This window comes from Morganella morganii, from assembly GCF_019242955.1.
Classification (GTDB): Bacteria; Pseudomonadota; Gammaproteobacteria; order Enterobacterales; family Enterobacteriaceae; genus Morganella; species Morganella sibonii.
The window spans coordinates 3937616-3954156 of record NZ_CP066129.1 but is presented as its reverse complement, the minus strand read 5'-3'; the positions used below and the strand labels follow the sequence as shown (position 1 = coordinate 3954156).

The following is a 16541-nucleotide window of genomic DNA, read 5'->3' as shown; positions in this document are numbered from 1 at the left end:
CTAAGGAGTCACACATGAACGGGGCACAGTGGTTAGTGCAGGCACTACGGACACAGGGCGTTGACACTGTGTTCGGCTACCCGGGCGGGGCGATCATGCCGGTCTATGACGCGCTGTATGACGGTGGTGTGGAGCACGTGCTCTGCCGTCATGAACAGGGAGCGGTTATGGCGGCAATCGGCTATGCACGGGCAGGGCAGAAAACGGGAGTATGTATCGCAACATCAGGGCCGGGGGCGACAAATCTTATCACCGGACTGGCGGATGCACTGCTTGATTCAGTACCGGTTGTTGCTATCACCGGACAAGTAGGTTCATCACTGATTGGTACGGATGCCTTTCAGGAGATCGATGTGCTGGGGCTGTCTTTGTCGTGCACAAAACACAGCTTCCTGGTTGAATCAATTACTGATTTGCCGCGAATTATTACCGAGGCTTTTGCGATTGCCGCAGGCGGGCGTCCGGGGCCGGTACTCATTGATATCCCGAAAGACATTCAATTACAGATTGGTGAATTTACCCCGTATTTTCTGCCGGTGAATGATGCGGAGCCTCTGTCACAGACGGCGCTCTCCCGTGCCCGGCAACTGATGCGGGAGAGCCGGAAACCGGTACTGTATGCCGGCGGCGGTGTCGGTATGTCAGGTGCGGTCGCGCAACTGCGGGCATTTCTGAATGAAACCGGTATGCCGGCAGTGAGCACGCTGAAAGGGTTGGGTGCAGTATCTCCGGATTATCCTCAGTACCTCGGGATGCTCGGTATGCACGGCGCAAAAGCAGCAAATCTGGCGGTGCAGGAAGCGGATCTGCTGATTGCGGTCGGTGCCCGTTTTGATGACCGGGTGACCGGGAAGCTGAATGCATTTGCCCCGCATGCAAAGGTGATTCATGTGGATATCGACCCTGCCGAGCTGGATAAATTACGGCAGACACATGTATCGCTTGCCTGTGATGCAAAACAGGCTCTGCCGTTGCTGTCACAACCGCTGTCGTTAGCCGCCTGGCAGCACCATACCAAGGCTTTGAAAGCAGAACACGCTCCGGATTATTCACATACCGGTGACAGTATTTTTGCTCCGCTGCTGTTATCTCAGGTATCTGCGGCCAAACCTGCGGATTGTGTGGTGACAACGGATGTCGGGCAGCACCAGATGTGGACGGCGCAGCATATGACGTTTGACGGTCCGGAGAATTTCCTGACATCCGGCGGTCTGGGAACAATGGGGTTTGGTTTACCGGCGGCCATCGGGGCGCAGATTGCCCGCCCTGACGCGACGGTGCTGTGTGTTTCCGGTGACGGCTCTTTCATGATGAATGTGCAGGAGCTGACCACGGTTAAACGTAAGCGCCTGCCGGTCAAAATCCTGCTGCTGGATAATCAGCGTCTCGGCATGGTGCGCCAGTGGCAGGAATTGTTTTTCGATAAGCGTTACAGCGAGACGGTGCTGGATGACAATCCTGATTTTGTTGCCCTGGCGCGCTCGTTTGATATCCCCGGGCAGATGGTGACGGAGAAATCCGCACTGCCGTCCGCAATTGAGACCCTGTTACACCATCAGGGCCCGTATTTATTACATGTCGCCATCCGTGAAGAAGATAACGTCTGGCCATTAGTACCGCCGGGTGCGGGTAACGAACATATGATGGAGAGCTCATTATGATGCAGCATCAGTTAGCAATTCAGGCACGTTCGTGCCCGGAAATCCTGGAACGGGTTCTGCGGGTTGTGCGCCACCGCGGATTTAACGTCTGTGCTATGAAAATGGATCTGGCGAAAGGTTCCGAAGGTGATAATGTAAATATTGAGTTAACAGTTTCAAGCCTGCGGCCGCCGGCCCTGCTCTGTACACAGTTAGTCAAGCTGGCGGATGTGGCGGATGTCGAAGTCCTCACAAAAAATACACAAAATTATCAACATATTAGCTGTGCAGTATAAAGGAAAATTACAATGACAAAAAAAGCTGATTTTATTTGGTTCAATGGTGAGATGGTTCCATGGGCAGAGGCAAAGGTTCATGTTATGTGTCATGCCATGCACTACGGAACCTCTGTTTTTGAAGGGATTCGCTGCTATGAGTCTCATAAAGGCCCTGTCGTTTTCCGTCATCGCGAACATATGCAGCGCCTGCATGATTCCGCCAAAATCTATCGTATGCCGATGGAGTATTCCGTTGATGAATTAATGGAAGCCTGTCGTGCGACGCTGCGTAAAAATAACCTCACAAGTGGTTATATCCGCCCGCTGGTCTTTATCGGGGATGTCGGCATGGGAGTTAACCCGCCGCAGGGCTATAAAACCGATGTCATCATCGCGGCATTCCCGTGGGGAGCCTATCTGGGTGAGGAAGCACTGGATGCCGGGATTGATGCGATGGTGTCATCCTGGAACCGTGTGGCGCCGAATACCATCCCGACCGCAGCCAAAGCCGGCGGTAACTACCTGTCTTCGTTACTGGTCGGCAGTGAAGCCCGCCGTCACGGTTATCAGGAAGGGATTGCGCTGGATGTGCACGGTTATATCTCAGAGGGCGCGGGCGAAAACCTGTTTGAAGTGAAAAATAATATTATCTTCACGCCGCCGTTTACCTCTTCCGCGCTGCCGGGCATTACCCGTGATGCGATTCTGACGCTGGCAAAAGAGCTGGGTTATGAAATCCGTGAGCAGACACTATCCCGCGAATCACTTTATCTGGCGGATGAAGTCTTTATGACCGGCACCGCCGCGGAAGTCACACCGGTACGCAGTGTGGACGGTATTCAGGTCGGTATCGGCCGCTGTGGTCCTGTCACCAAAGAAATCCAGCAGGCATTCTTCGGGTTGTTCACCGGTAAAACAGAAGACAAATGGGGCTGGTTAGATCCGGTAAATCCATAATAACGAAACAGATTTACAGGCGGGTCGTTCCCCGCCTGATTTTTGCAAACACGGGAGATTACAATGCCTCAGTACCGTTCGGCGACAACCACACATGGCCGTAATATGGCGGGTGCGCGCGCATTATGGCGTGCGACAGGAATGACAGATGCCGATTTCGGCAAACCGATTATCGCGGTTGTTAACTCATTCACACAATTTGTTCCGGGTCATGTTCACCTGCGGGATCTGGGTAAACTGGTGGCAGAGGAAATTGAGGCCGCCGGTGGCGTTGCCAAAGAATTCAACACGATTGCCGTGGATGACGGTATCGCGATGGGGCACGGCGGGATGCTGTATTCTCTGCCGTCGCGCGAACTGATCGCCGACTCCGTGGAATACATGGTCAATGCGCACTGTGCGGATGCCATGGTGTGTATCTCCAACTGCGACAAAATCACCCCGGGGATGCTGATGGCGTCACTGCGCCTGAATATTCCGGTTATTTTTGTGTCCGGCGGCCCGATGGAAGCCGGTAAAACCAAATTATCTGACCAGATCATCAAACTGGATCTGGTGGATGCCATGATCCAGGGGGCAAATCCCGAGGTTTCCGATGCGGACAGTGAACAAATCGAACGCTCCGCCTGCCCGACCTGCGGCTCCTGCTCCGGTATGTTCACTGCGAACTCGATGAACTGCCTGACCGAAGCTCTGGGGTTATCTCAGCCGGGTAATGGTTCTCTGCTGGCGACGCACGCCGACCGTAAAAATCTGTTCCTCAATGCCGGACGCCGGATTGTGGAAATCACCAAAAAATATTACGAACAGGATGATATCCGTTTTCTGCCGCGCAATATCGCCACCAAAGCCGCCTTTGAGAATGCGATGATCCTGGATATCGCCATGGGCGGTTCAACCAACACAGTTCTGCATCTGCTGGCGGCAGCGCAGGAAGGGGAGGTTGATTTCACAATGGCGGATATTGATCGTCTCTCCCGTGCGGTACCGCATTTATGCAAGGTTGCGCCGAGCACTCAGAAATACCATATGGAAGATGTACATCGCGCCGGCGGGGTTATCGGTATCCTGGGTGAACTGGATCGTGCCGGGTTGCTGCACCGTGAAGTCAGCAATGTGCTGGGAGTGACCCTGCCGGAATTGCTGGCGGCATATGATATTACACTGACGAAAGATGCTGCGGTAAAACAGATGTATTCTGCCGGGCCTGCCGGTATCCGCACAACAAAAGCATTCTCCCAGGATTGCCGCTGGCCGTCCCTTGATGATGACCGCGAAAATGGCTGTATCCGCAGTAAAACGCATGCTTACAGTCAGGATGGCGGGCTGGCGGTACTGTCCGGCAATATTGCCGCAGATGGCTGTATTGTAAAAACCGCCGGGGTGGATGAGGGCAGCTTAACCTTCACCGGTCCGGCAAAAGTCTATGAAAGCCAGGATGATGCGGTAAAAGCGATTCTCGGCGGAGAGGTTGTGGCCGGCGATGTGGTGGTGATCCGCTACGAGGGGCCGAAAGGCGGGCCGGGGATGCAGGAAATGCTGTATCCGACAACCTATCTGAAATCCATGGGGCTGGGAAAAAGCTGTGCGCTTATCACTGACGGACGGTTCTCCGGCGGCACATCCGGGTTATCCATCGGCCACGTTTCGCCGGAAGCGGCTAACGGCGGTCTGATCGGACTGGTTAAAACCGGTGATACTATCGCGATTGATATTCCGTCACGGCAGATTTCCCTGAACGTGGATGAGCAGACACTGGCAGCACGCCGGGCAGCGGAAGAAGCCCGGGGTGAAAAAGCCTGGTCACCGCAGAACCGTGAACGGCAGGTCTCTTTTGCACTGCGTGCATACGCGCTGCTGGCGACCAGTGCGGATAAAGGTGCAGTACGGGATAAAAGTAAACTCGGAGGTTAAGGATGACCGCAAAACAACCATTATCTGCTCAGCCGTCAGCGGCTGAGTATGTGAGAGCGGCTTTCAGCGCCTCCGTTTATGATGTCGCTCAGGTCACGCCGCTGCAACTGATGCCGAAGCTGTCCGCGCGGCTCGGCAATACGATTTCCGTCAAGCGGGAAGACAGACAACCCGTCCACAGTTTTAAGCTGCGCGGTGCGTACGCCATGATTGCGGAACTGACGGAAGAACAAAAACTGCGGGGCGTGGTGACGGCATCAGCCGGAAACCATGCTCAGGGGGTGGCGCTGTCAGCCGGAAAAACCGGGGTGAAAGCCCTGATTGTGATGCCGGTGGCGACTGCTGATATCAAAGTGGATGCGGTTCGCGGGTTCGGCGGTGAAGTGGTTCTCCACGGCGCTAATTTTGATGAAGCAAAAGCGCATGCGCTTGAACTGGCAACCTCTCTCGGCATGACATTTATCCCGCCGTTCGATCATCCTTCGGTGATCGCCGGTCAGGCCACGATAGCCCTTGAACTGCTGCAACAGAATGCCCGTCTCGACAGGGTGTTTGTGCCGGTCGGCGGCGGCGGGCTGGCCGCCGGTGTGGCGGTGTTTATCAAACACCTGATGCCGGATATTAAAGTGATCGGGGTGGAGGCGGAAGAGGCGGCCTGTCTGAAAGCCGCGCTGGATGCCGGACACCCGGTTGAATTACCGAAAGTCGGGCTGTTTGCCGAGGGAGTGGCCGTCAAACGGATTGGTGATGAGACGTTCCGTCTGTGTCAGCAGTATCTGGATGATGTGATCACCGTGGACAGTGATGCCATCTGCGCAGCCATGAAAGATCTGTTTGATGACGTACGGGCAGTGGCGGAGCCTTCCGGGGCACTGGCGCTGGCGGGAATGAAGAAATATATTCAGCAGCACAATATTCAGGGGGAAAATCTGGCGCATGTGCTGTCCGGTGCCAACGTGAATTTCCATGTGCTTCGTTATGTGTCGGAGCGGTGTGAACTGGGAGAGCAGCGCGAAGGTGTGTTTGCGGTGACGATCCCCGAAGAGAAAGGCAGTTTCCTGCGGTTTTGTCAGGCGTTGGGCCCGCGAGTGGTAACGGAATTTAATTACCGTTACAGCGGTTCAGATGAGGCTTCAGTATTTGTCAGTGTCCGTGCGGATGAAGGCCCCGGTGCACGGAAAACCATTCTGGACGGTCTTACCACCGCCGGTTTCAGTGCGACAGATTTATCCGATGACGAAATGGCAAAACTGCATGTCCGCTACATGGTGGGCGGGCGTCCGTCTGTGCCGTTGCAGGAGCGGCTGTTCAGTTTTGAATTCCCGGAAGCGCCCGGCGCACTACTGAAATTCCTGGAAACACTCGGTACTCACTGGAATATCTCGCTTTTCCATTACCGCAGCCACGGTACGGATTATGGCCGCGTACTGGCGGCATTTGAAATACAGGAAGGGGATGTGCAGTTTGAGCAGCATCTGAATGCTCTCGGCTATGATTTCCGTGATGAAACCGGCAATGCCGCCTTTGCCCGTTTTCTTGCCCCGCAGTTATCCGGGGTGGCGCGGCAGTAGCTGCCAGAATGCTCTGATCAGCGGCTCATGCAGCCGCTTGTTCAGTGTGCAGACGCCGAGCTCAAACGGCGCGACCATCGAAATATTATCCAGTTGCAGAATACGGCTGCGGATAGCCTCAGGACTGTTTTCCACCACCACATTCGGGATCAGTGCGATACCGCAGCCCAGCGCCACCATGGACACAATAGCTTCATGGCCGGAAACCGTGGCATAAATCTGCGGCTCCTGAATCCGGTGTGTTTTGAACCATAAATCAATCCGTTTACGCGACGGGCCGTGCTCCGGAATGATAAACGGAATATTTTCCCAGTCAGGTTCCGGCTGTACTGCCTGCTGTCTGACCGGGCACGGCAGCGCGGGTGCGATCAGTGACAGCGGGATTTCGCCTATCTGATGAAAACGGACATTATCCGGCAGTTTTTCCGGTTTACCGGCGATACCGAGGTCGGCTTCCTGTGACTGTACTTTTTCCACCGCATCGGCGGCATCCCCGGTGGTCAGTTTGATTTCCACCTGCGGATGCTCTGCACGGAACTGATCCAGAATCTGCGGCAGATGGCTGTATGCGGCCGTTACAGAACAGAACAGACGTAATTCACCGGTCAGCGACGGGCTCTGGTGATTCAGGGCATGTTGCAGCTGCTGGTATTGCAGCACCGTTTCCTGTGCAAATTTTTTCAGTTGTTCACCGGCGGCTGTCAGCTGAACAGTGCGGTTATCCCGCAGAAATAACGGGTGCCCGAGAGACTCCTCAAGCCGCTGGATCTGCCGTGAAAGTGTTGACGGGCTGATGTACATGGCAGCAGCGGTTTTGCCGAAATGGCAGCTCTCCGCGAGATGTAAAAACAGTCTGAGTTCCCGGATATCCATCACAACCTCTCAGGGGATTATGTTTTAGTCAGTACGTTGCATAAATTGCATCACTATCTTGTGAATATATCAATTTAAGCAATGAAAATCATGACATATAGTCATTATAAATAAAGGGTGTTTATACCCTTATTCATTCAAACCGCAGGTTCGTTGGCTGCACTCAGCCAGCCGGGTCACATACTGATGTATGCTCCCCGTCTGTTTTCCCTTGCCGCCTGCCTGCACTTTGAATGACGTTGGGTATATCACACCGCCGAATAACGAAATCAGTGCTGCAAAGACAGCAATCTGAGCAAACACAATACACGGAGTCACCATGGCGAATTATTTTAATACACTGAATTTGCGCCAGCAGCTGGCGCAGTTAGGCAAATGCCGGTTTATGGCGCGCGAAGAATTTGCGGACGAGGCAGGGTATCTCAAAGGCAAAAAAGTGGTGATTGTCGGCTGTGGTGCACAGGGGCTGAACCAGGGGCTGAACATGCGCGATTCCGGTCTGGATATCGCTTATGCACTGCGTCAGGAGGCGATTGATGAGAAACGTACGTCATGGCGCCGTGCCACCGAAAACGGTTTCACCGTCGGCACGTATGAAGACCTGATCCCGCAGGCTGACCTGGTGGTTAACCTGACGCCGGACAAACAGCACTCTGCGGTGGTTAAAGCGGTTCAGCCACTGATGAAATCCGGCGCGGCACTGGGTTACTCACACGGCTTCAATATTGTCGAAGTCGGCGAAACTATCCGTCCGGATATCACGGTTGTGATGGTGGCACCGAAATGTCCGGGAACAGAAGTACGTGAAGAGTACAAACGCGGCTTTGGTGTACCGACGCTGATTGCGGTGCATCCGGAAAATGATGCCAAAGGCGAAGGCCTGGCGATTGCCAAAGCCTGGGCTGCGGCGACCGGTGGCCATCGTGCCGGTGTTCTGGAATCATCTTTTGTTGCGGAAGTTAAATCTGACCTGATGGGTGAGCAGACTATCCTCTGCGGTATGTTGCAGGCTGGTTCGCTGCTCTGTTATGACAAAATGGTTGCTGACGGTGCAGACCCGGCGTATGCGGGCAAACTGATCCAGTACGGCTGGGAAACCATTACCGAAGCACTGAAACAGGGTGGTATCACGCTGATGATGGACAGATTGTCCAATCCGGCAAAAATCCGTGCTTATCAGCTGTCTGAAACCCTGAAAGTACAGATGAAAACCTTGTTTGAAAAACATATGGATGACATCATTTCCGGTCATTTCTCCTCAACGATGATGGCTGACTGGGCGAATGATGACAAAAACCTGCTGACATGGCGCGAAGAAACCGGCAAAACAGCGTTTGAAAATTACCCGGATTCTGAGCAGAAAATCAGTGAGCAGGAATACTTTGACCACGGTGTTGTCATGGTGGCAATGGTGAAAGCCGGTGTTGAGCTGGCCTTTGAAACCATGATTGATGCGGGGATCATTGCGGAATCCGCCTATTATGAATCACTGCATGAGTTGCCGCTGATCGCCAACACGATTGCCCGTAAGCGTCTGTATGAAATGAACGTGGTTATCTCGGATACTGCGGAATACGGTAACTACCTGTTCTCGTTTGCGGCAGTGCCGTTACTGAAAGATTTTATGGCATCACTGCAACCGGGTGACCTGGGCAAATCCGGCACGGACCACGGCACGGATAACGCGCAACTGCGTGATATCAATGAAGCGATCCGTCAGCATCCGATTGAAACCGTGGGTAAAACCCTGCGTGGTTATATGACTGATATGAAACGTATCGCAGTCGGCGGCTGATAACAGAATAATGATATTATCTCACGGCACCTTCGGGTGCCGTTTTCTGTTTTAATGAGCGGTGTCCGGTTACACTTCTGCTGTGCCTTTCTGCTACAATTCCCTCCTGTTCCAGTATTAAGTCGAGTTAACTGCGCGTATGAAATTAAATCCCGGTCAGCAGCAGGCGGTTGAGTATGTTCGGGGCCCCTGCCTCGTGCTTGCGGGCGCCGGCTCCGGCAAAACCCGTGTGATCACCAATAAAATTGCTCATCTTATCCGCAATACCGGCTATCAGCCGCGGCAGATTGCGGCGGTGACTTTTACCAATAAAGCCGCGCGGGAAATGAAAGAGCGTGTGGCTCAGACGCTGGGCCGTAAAGAGACCAAAGGGCTTATGATCTCGACATTCCATACGCTGGGGCTGGAAATCATCAAGCGGGAATACAAAGCGCTGGGAATGAAAAGTAATTTCTCTCTGTTCGACGATCAGGATCAGCTCGCACTGCTCAAAGAGCTGACGTTTGATCATCTGGAAGAAGACAAAGATTTGCTGAAACAACTGATCAGTCAGATCTCCAACTGGAAAAATGCCCTGCTGACGCCGGAACAGGCAAAAGGGCTGGCGCGATCAGAGCGCGAACAGACATTTGCCGAGTGTTACCGCCGTTATGAGCTGCATCTGAGCAGTTGCAATGTGCTTGATTTCGACGACCTTATTACTAAACCGACGCTGTTGTTTGCCCGTGATGAGCAGGTGTGCGAACGCTGGCAGCAGCGTATCCGTTATCTGCTGGTGGATGAGTATCAGGATACTAACACCAGTCAGTATCAGCTGGTGAAGCTGCTGGTCGGCAAACGTGCGAATTTTACTGTCGTGGGTGATGATGATCAGTCAATTTATTCATGGCGCGGCGCACAACCGAAAAACCTGGTGCAGCTGAGTAAAGATTTTCCGGAACTGCGGGTCATCAAGCTGGAGCAGAATTACCGCTCGTCCGGCTGTATTCTGAATGCGGCGAATATCCTGATCGCCAATAACCCGCATGTGTTTGAAAAGCAGCTATTTTCAAACCTCGGTTATGGTGATCCGATGAAGGTGATCACGGCAAATAATGAAGATCATGAAGCGGAGCGGGTGGTCGGGGAGCTGATTGCCCATCACTTTATCAATAAGACCGATTATAAAGATTACGCGATCTTATACCGCGGTAATCATCAGTCGCGGATCTTTGAAAAAATGCTGATGCAAAACCGGATCCCGTACCGGATTTCCGGCGGAACCTCTTTCTTCTCCCGTCCGGAAATCAAGGATCTGCTGGCGTATCTGCGGGTGCTGACCAACCCGGAAGATGACAGTGCTTTTCTGCGCATCGTGAACACACCGCGCCGGGGAATAGGACCGGCCACTATCCAGAAGTTGGGTGAGTGGGCCAATACGCGGGACAAAAGTTTGTATCAGGCCAGTTTTGATCTTGGTCTGGGGCAGACGCTTTCCGGTCAGGGACTGGCGGCACTGACGAATTTTACCGGCTGGCTGGCCGATGTGGAAAAATTGGTTGAGCGCGAGCCACTGATCGCAGTGCGTGATTTATTGCATGGTCTGGATTATCAGAGCTGGCTGTTTGAAACGTCTGCCAGCCCGAAAGCCGCTGAGATGCGGATGAAAAACGTCGATCAGCTGTTCAGCTGGATGGCGGAAATGCTGGAAGGCGATGATCTTAATGAGCCGATGACGCTGGCACAGGTTGTCACCCGCTTTACCCTGCGTGACATGATGGAACGTGGTGAAGAGGCGGAAGAGCTGGATCAGGTTCAGCTGATGACGCTGCATGCCTCAAAGGGGCTGGAATTTCCGTATGTTTTCCTGGTGGGAATGGAAGAGGGAATTCTGCCGCATCAGTCCAGTATCGATGAGGATAATGTGGATGAAGAGCGTCGTCTGGCTTATGTGGGGATTACCCGTGCGCAGAAATCCCTCTTTTTTACTCTGTGCCGTGAGCGCCGCCAGTACGGTGAACTGATCCGCCCGGAACCGAGCCGGTTTCTCTATGAACTGCCGCAGGATGATCTGCACTGGGACGACGGCAAAAAAGTGGTGAAAACCGCCGAGGAGAAACAACAGACCGGGCTGCGCGGTGTGGCCGGGCTGAAGGCGATGCTGGCAAAGAAAAAGGAAGAAAACGGATGAGGGAATCACTCAGAGCAAAAATGATCGCGGTATGTGATGATAAAATACTGAAAAAAGGTGAAAATACAGGTTTATCGTTTTACGCGTTTTTTGCCAATAAAAATGATGATCCGGAATTACTGATGGAAGCCGCTACGTGGTGGATTATGACCCGTAAGTTGGATCACTTTGAAAAGGCTCATAAAATTAAAGCCCTGATAATGTCCGAAAACGGATAATCAGGGCTTATTATCTGTCAGCCGAGGGTGGATGGCTTCTGTTCTTCCAGCATCAGTGACCACTGCACATAACTCTGCCACTGAATTTCCTGCTGTAATGCTTCTGCGCGCAGCGGATGTGATTGCTGCCAGCCGACCGGCAGTGTGACAATCAGCCCTTCGGCAGATGCCCGGATGCGCAGCGACGGCAGGGTGTCATCACGGCGGCGGCTGGCAAAAATAATCGCCAGACGCAGCAGGCGACACAGGCAGCCGGCTTCACGAGGCGTCAGTGCATTTTGCTGATTGAGAGAATGGATATCTAACGGGCCACTCTGATTGCGCAGCAGCACCGCTAACAGCCGGCGCTGTGCCGGTGTGAAACCGGGTAAGTCCAGATTGCTGACCAGATAACCGGCATGCTCCGGACCTTTGCGGAAATCAACACTCAGCCCGATTTCATGGATCAGCGCGGCGCTGCTGAGCAGTTCACGACAGCGGATATCCAGTTGCCAGGCGGTTGCCACCTGCTGAAAAAAATGATCCGCTAACTGGCGGACCCGTTTTCCCTGATCCGCATCGATCTGAAAGCGTTTCTGAATATTTTTCAGTGTCCGGGTGCGGATGTCCTGCTCTACCGGCAATTCCAGCATACCGTAGACCAGCCCTTCCCGCAGTGCACCACCGGCGAGGGTCATACCGTCAATGCCGAGTGTGTCGAAAATCGCGATAAGAATGGCCAGCCCGCTCGGAAACACAAGTGCCCGTTCCAGCGTCAGTCCTTCAATCTCCAGTTCTTCAAGTTTACCGCACTCAATCGCTTTGCGTTTCAGCTGTTGCAGCTTCGGCAGGGTGATTTGTTCATCCATGCCCTGAGCAATCATGATTTCCTGGAGTGCCTGGACGGTGCCGGATGCCCCGACACACACCTGCCAGCCCTGCGCCAGAAGGGCAGGAGCGACCGGTGCGATAATATCTCGGGCAGCCTGTTCGGCACCGGCGAAATTTTCTGTGGTCAGGGAACGATCGGTAAAATAGCGTTCCAGCCAGGTGACACAACCCATCTCCAGACTGAACAGTTCCGTGGTTTTGGTGCCGCTGCCGGTCACCAGTTCGGTACTGCCGCCGCCGATATCAACCACCAGACGTTTGTCTGACCCGCCGGTGGTATGAGCGACGCCCTGATAAATCAGGCGGGCTTCTTCCTCGCCCCGGATAACCGTGACCGGATGGCCGAGGATCTCCGCAGCTGTTTCCAGAAATTCACCGGCATTTTTGGCCAGACGCAGGGTAGCGGTTGCCACCACACGGATCTGGGAATCCGGGATATCCTGCAGATGTTCTGAAAACAGGCGCAGGCACTGCCAGCCGCGGGCCATTGCTGCCGGTGACAGGATATTATCTTTATCCAGCCCGGCCGCGAGACGCACTTTGCGTTTTACCCGCGACAGTACCTGAATACTGCCCGCGATCTCCCGTACCACCAGCATATGAAAGCTGTTGGAACCCAGATCGATGGCAGCATAAAGCGAGGACGATCTCAGCATGTCAGCCTTCAGCGTTTGGTTCGGTTATTGTTATGACGCGGCCCGTTGCTGTTGCGGCGCGGCATATTGCGGCGGTTCTGACCACCTCCGGTGCGCGGCGGACGGCGGCGGCGCTTCGGCACCGGCAGCTCAGTCAGCAGTGCATCGCTGTTGTATTTACTGACCGGAATCGGATGTCCGGTATATTCCTCGATTGCAGGCAGGTTCAGTGCGTACTCTTCACAGGCCAGGCTGATGGAGTGACCACTTTCCCCGGCACGTCCGGTACGGCCGATACGGTGAACGTAATCTTCACAGTCATCCGGCAGATCATAGTTAAAGACGTGCGTGACGGACGGGATATGCAGACCACGGGCCGCAACATCCGTTGCCACCAGAATATCCAGATTACCGTGAGTGAAATCTTCAAGAATACGCAGGCGTTTTTTCTGCGCCACATCGCCGGTCAGCAGGCCGACACGGTGACCGTCAGCGGCCAGGTGTGCCCAGATATCTTCACAGCGGTGCTTGGTATTGGCGAAAATAATGCAGCGATCCGGCCACTCTTCTTCCAGCAGTGTCTGGAGGAGGCGCATTTTTTCTTCATTGGACGGATAGAATAACTCTTCTTTGATCCGGTGACCGGTACGCTGTTCCGGCTCAATTTCAATGTATTCCGGGTTGTTCATCTGTTCAAACGCCAGCTCGCGGACACGGTAAGAGAGTGTCGCGGAGAACAGCAGATTCATACGCTCGGCACATGGCGGCATATGACGGAACAGCCAGCGGATATCTTTGATAAAGCCGAGATCGTACATACGGTCTGCTTCATCGAGAACCACAACCTGAATGGCGCTCAGGTCAAGACGACCCTGTTTGGCGAAGTCGATTAAGCGCCCTGTGGTGCCGATAATCACATCGACGCCTTCATCCAGCACTTTGATTTGTTTGTCGTAGCCGTCACCGCCGTAAGCCAGGCCGGTTTTCAGCCCGGTAAGTTGTGACAGAGGCTCAGCATCTGAGTGGATCTGTACCGCGAGTTCGCGGGTCGGTGCCATAATCAGCGCACGCGGCTGATTGATTTTACGGCCTTCCGGTGCCGGATGAGTGAGTAGATGATGAAACGTTGACGTCAGAAATGCCAGCGTCTTCCCTGTTCCTGTTTGTGCCTGTCCTGCAACATCCCGGCCGTTGATCGTCAGGGGAAGTGTCAGCGCCTGAATAGGCGTGCAGTTATAAAAGCCCTTAGAATCAAGTGCTTCTACCACTTTAGTATGCAAGGCGAAGTCAGAAAACTTCTTGTCTGTTAAATGTGTTTTGCTCATATTTAGGTAGAATATCAGTTTAATGTTGCGTTACGGAAGTCTATCCGCTGAAATAGGTAAATCCTATCATTAATTAATGTTAGACTAACCGGGTATCGTACAAATTTTGGAGTGGAACAATGAGCGATAAAATTATTCACCTGACTGATTCCGTTTTCGAACAAAGCGTCTTAAAAGCAAACGGCCCTGTGCTCGTTGATTTTTGGGCAGCCTGGTGTGGCCCGTGTAAAATGATTGCCCCTATTCTAGACGAAATCGCCGATGAATATGCAGGTAAAATCACCATCGCAAAACTGAACATTGATGATAACCCGCAGACTGCGCCACAATACGGCATCCGCGGTATCCCGACATTGCTGCTGTTTAAAGACGGTGCGGTGAAGGCAACGCAGGTTGGTGCGGTATCCAAAACCCAGCTGAAAACGTTTATTGATAACAATATCTGATAGCCGGTTTCAGTCTGTATCGCTAAGATGTCCTGCGGGAACGTGAATTAATCCTTGTTCACCCGCTGGACGTCTTCTCTGAAGCATGATAAGTTAGCGCCAGCTGATCAGGTATCGCCCGAACTCTTCTGACAGCATAGCATACTGACAACTCTGTAGTGTCTGAAAGTCTGTTATCTCCGGATACATCAAGGTATCCGATAGTCCGGTCCCTGTGTCCGGTTATCCCTCGGAGATAAATCTAATTTGCGGGAATGTCACCCAATTTGTTCTCCCAAATAGGATGTGCATCACATCTTGCCCTGTGCCGGGTGTTCACAGTCAGCCTTGCAGACGATTACCTGGAAATGCAAAAATATTCGTATTAACAGTGAAAATCGGTTTTGTAAAAAATTAACCTGGTAACGATAACGTTACCGTATTATTCACGTTCATAATTCGAGATACACCCCGAGTCAAAGAACCCACCATTATGAATCTTACCGAATTAAAGAATACGCCGGTATCAGAGCTGATTACTCTTGGCGAAAATATGGGGCTGGAAAACCTGGCCCGCATGAGAAAACAGGACATCATCTTCTCTATCCTTAAGCAGCACGCGAAGAGCGGCGAGGATATTTTCGGTGACGGTGTGCTGGAAATATTGCAGGACGGCTTCGGTTTCCTCCGCTCCGGTGACAGTTCATACCTCGCAGGTCCTGATGATATCTACGTTTCTCCCAGCCAAATCCGCCGCTTTAACCTTCGTACCGGTGATACCATTTCAGGTAAAATCCGGCCGCCGAAAGAAGGCGAACGTTATTTTGCCCTGCTGAAAGTTAATGAAGTCAACTTCGACAAACCTGAAAACGCCCGCAGTAAAATCCTGTTTGAAAACTTAACTCCGCTGCACGCAAACCGTCGTCTGCGTATGGAGCGCGGTAATGGTTCAACAGAAGATTTAACCGCCCGTGTTCTTGATCTCGCCGCACCTATCGGCCGTGGTCAGCGTGGTCTGATTGTGGCACCGCCGAAAGCCGGTAAAACCATGCTGCTGCAGAATATCGCGGCCAATATCGCACATAACTATCCTGACTGTGTGCTGATGGTTCTGCTGATCGACGAACGTCCGGAAGAAGTGACCGAGATGCAGCGTCTGGTTAAAGGTGAAGTTATCGCATCCACCTTTGATGAACCGGCTGCGCGTCACGTTCAGGTCGCGGAAATGGTTATCGAAAAAGCCAAACGTCTGGTTGAGCATAAAAAAGATGTCATCATTCTGCTCGACTCTATTACCCGTCTGGCCCGTGCCTACAACACCGTCGTACCGTCCTCCGGTAAAGTACTGACCGGTGGTGTGGACGCCAACGCCCTGCATCGCCCTAAGCGTTTCTTCGGTGCTGCACGTAACGTGGAAGAGGGCGGAAGCCTGACTATCATCGCAACGGCACTGGTTGATACCGGGTCGAAGATGGATGAAGTGATCTACGAAGAGTTTAAAGGTACAGGTAACATGGAATTACACCTGTCCCGTAAGATTGCAGAAAAACGTGTCTTCCCGGCGATTGATTACAACCGTTCCGGTACACGTAAAGAAGAGCTGCTGACTACTCAGGACGAACTGCAGAAAATGTGGATCCTGCGCAAAATCATCCATCCGATGGGTGAGATTGATGCGATGGAGTTCCTGATTAACAAACTCGCGATGACGAAGACCAACGAAGAGTTCTTCGACTTCATGAAACGCTCGTAGCTGTTTGACGACACTTTATTACTGACGCCGCATATATTGTGGCGTTTTTTTTTTACCGGTCATGCATGAAACCCCCGTATTACAGGGTGTGGTATGTTTCTTGCATGTATTATTTGC

Annotated in this window: 13 protein-coding genes; 10 read left to right on the top strand and 3 right to left on the bottom strand. The window is 52.9% G+C overall.

What is annotated here, in order from left to right; all coding sequences use genetic code 11:
• The first annotated feature begins 14 nt into the window (after nt 1-14).
• From ilvG to ilvA, 5 genes are all read left to right on the top strand, one after another.
• Complete coding sequence (gene ilvG / locus JC793_RS18495; protein ID WP_166708811.1) at nt 15-1661, top strand: acetolactate synthase 2 catalytic subunit; 1647 nt, start codon at nt 15-17, stop codon at nt 1659-1661.
• Nucleotides 1658-1936 (top strand): acetolactate synthase 2 small subunit, encoded by a 279-nt coding sequence (gene ilvM / locus JC793_RS18490; protein ID WP_004234381.1) that lies wholly within the window; start codon nt 1658-1660, stop codon nt 1934-1936. Before ilvG ends, ilvM begins: the two co-directional genes overlap by 4 nt.
• 12 nt (nt 1937-1948) lie before the next feature.
• Complete coding sequence (gene ilvE, locus JC793_RS18485) at nt 1949-2875, top strand: branched-chain-amino-acid transaminase (RefSeq protein WP_046894200.1); 927 nt, start codon at nt 1949-1951, stop codon at nt 2873-2875.
• A gap of 63 nt (nt 2876-2938) precedes the next feature.
• A complete protein-coding gene (gene ilvD, locus JC793_RS18480) occupies nt 2939-4789 on the top strand; it encodes a dihydroxy-acid dehydratase (protein ID WP_218426987.1) in 1851 nt (616 codons plus the stop codon).
• Nucleotides 4790-4791: 2 nt separating this feature from the next.
• The gene (gene ilvA, locus JC793_RS18475) at nt 4792-6360 is read left to right on the top strand and encodes a threonine ammonia-lyase, biosynthetic (protein WP_218426985.1); all 1569 of its coding nucleotides are present in this window, start codon (nt 4792-4794) and stop codon (nt 6358-6360) included.
• Here the strand turns inward: ilvA and ilvY are convergent.
• Nucleotides 6337-7233 (bottom strand): HTH-type transcriptional activator IlvY, encoded by an 897-nt coding sequence (gene ilvY / locus JC793_RS18470; protein ID WP_054424112.1) that lies wholly within the window; start codon nt 7231-7233, stop codon nt 6337-6339. The two genes, ilvA and ilvY, sit on opposite strands and share 24 nt — an antisense overlap.
• A gap of 319 nt (nt 7234-7552) precedes the next feature.
• On the opposite strand from ilvY, the gene ilvC reads away from it, so the two are divergent.
• The 3 genes from ilvC to JC793_RS18455 all read left to right on the top strand — a co-directional run bounded on the left by ilvC (nt 7553) and on the right by JC793_RS18455 (nt 11416).
• Nucleotides 7553-9028 (top strand): ketol-acid reductoisomerase, encoded by a 1476-nt coding sequence (ilvC, locus tag JC793_RS18465; RefSeq protein ID WP_166708809.1) that lies wholly within the window; start codon nt 7553-7555, stop codon nt 9026-9028.
• Between the two features lie 139 nt (nt 9029-9167).
• On the top strand, nt 9168-11198 hold the full coding sequence (gene rep / locus JC793_RS18460) for a DNA helicase Rep (protein WP_218426984.1): 2031 nt from the start codon (nt 9168-9170) through the stop codon (nt 11196-11198).
• Nucleotides 11195-11416: a DUF6500 family protein gene (locus JC793_RS18455; protein ID WP_046894206.1), complete on the top strand. Its 222-nt coding sequence runs from the start codon at nt 11195-11197 to the stop codon at nt 11414-11416. Before rep ends, JC793_RS18455 begins: the two co-directional genes overlap by 4 nt.
• A 17-nt stretch (nt 11417-11433) precedes the next feature.
• Here the strand turns inward: JC793_RS18455 and gppA are convergent, their stop codons facing one another.
• Both gppA and rhlB read right to left on the bottom strand, forming a co-directional pair.
• On the bottom strand, nt 11434-12942 hold the full coding sequence (gene gppA, locus JC793_RS18450) for a guanosine-5'-triphosphate,3'-diphosphate diphosphatase (RefSeq protein WP_166708807.1): 1509 nt from the start codon (nt 12940-12942) through the stop codon (nt 11434-11436).
• Between the two features lie 8 nt (nt 12943-12950).
• Nucleotides 12951-14246: an ATP-dependent RNA helicase RhlB gene (gene rhlB / locus JC793_RS18445; protein WP_046894208.1), complete on the bottom strand. Its 1296-nt coding sequence runs from the start codon at nt 14244-14246 to the stop codon at nt 12951-12953.
• A gap of 119 nt (nt 14247-14365) precedes the next feature.
• Here rhlB and trxA point away from each other — a divergent pair, with 119 nt between their 5' ends.
• Nucleotides 14366-14692, top strand: a complete 327-nt coding sequence (gene trxA / locus JC793_RS18440; protein WP_046894209.1) for a thioredoxin TrxA — start codon at nt 14366-14368, stop codon at nt 14690-14692.
• Between the two features lie 472 nt (nt 14693-15164).
• Nucleotides 15165-16424, top strand: a complete 1260-nt coding sequence (rho, locus tag JC793_RS18435) for a transcription termination factor Rho (protein WP_046894210.1) — start codon at nt 15165-15167, stop codon at nt 16422-16424.
• The last annotated feature ends 117 nt before the right edge of the window (nt 16425-16541 follow it).

Coding starts and splice junctions, on each gene's coding strand:
- ilvY (WP_054424112.1), bottom strand. CDS start 7,233: ATGGATATCCGGGAACTCAGACTGTTTTTACATCTCGCGGAGAGCTGC.
- ilvE (WP_046894200.1), top strand. CDS start 1,949: ATGACAAAAAAAGCTGATTTTATTTGGTTCAATGGTGAGATGGTTCCA.
- gppA (WP_166708807.1), bottom strand. CDS start 12,942: ATGCTGAGATCGTCCTCGCTTTATGCTGCCATCGATCTGGGTTCCAAC.
- JC793_RS18455 (WP_046894206.1), top strand. CDS start 11,195: ATGAGGGAATCACTCAGAGCAAAAATGATCGCGGTATGTGATGATAAA.
- ilvA (WP_218426985.1), top strand. CDS start 4,792: ATGACCGCAAAACAACCATTATCTGCTCAGCCGTCAGCGGCTGAGTAT.
- ilvG (WP_166708811.1), top strand. CDS start 15: ATGAACGGGGCACAGTGGTTAGTGCAGGCACTACGGACACAGGGCGTT.
- rho (WP_046894210.1), top strand. CDS start 15,165: ATGAATCTTACCGAATTAAAGAATACGCCGGTATCAGAGCTGATTACT.
- rep (WP_218426984.1), top strand. CDS start 9,168: ATGAAATTAAATCCCGGTCAGCAGCAGGCGGTTGAGTATGTTCGGGGC.
- trxA (WP_046894209.1), top strand. CDS start 14,366: ATGAGCGATAAAATTATTCACCTGACTGATTCCGTTTTCGAACAAAGC.
- ilvC (WP_166708809.1), top strand. CDS start 7,553: ATGGCGAATTATTTTAATACACTGAATTTGCGCCAGCAGCTGGCGCAG.
- rhlB (WP_046894208.1), bottom strand. CDS start 14,246: ATGAGCAAAACACATTTAACAGACAAGAAGTTTTCTGACTTCGCCTTG.
- ilvD (WP_218426987.1), top strand. CDS start 2,939: ATGCCTCAGTACCGTTCGGCGACAACCACACATGGCCGTAATATGGCG.
- ilvM (WP_004234381.1), top strand. CDS start 1,658: ATGATGCAGCATCAGTTAGCAATTCAGGCACGTTCGTGCCCGGAAATC.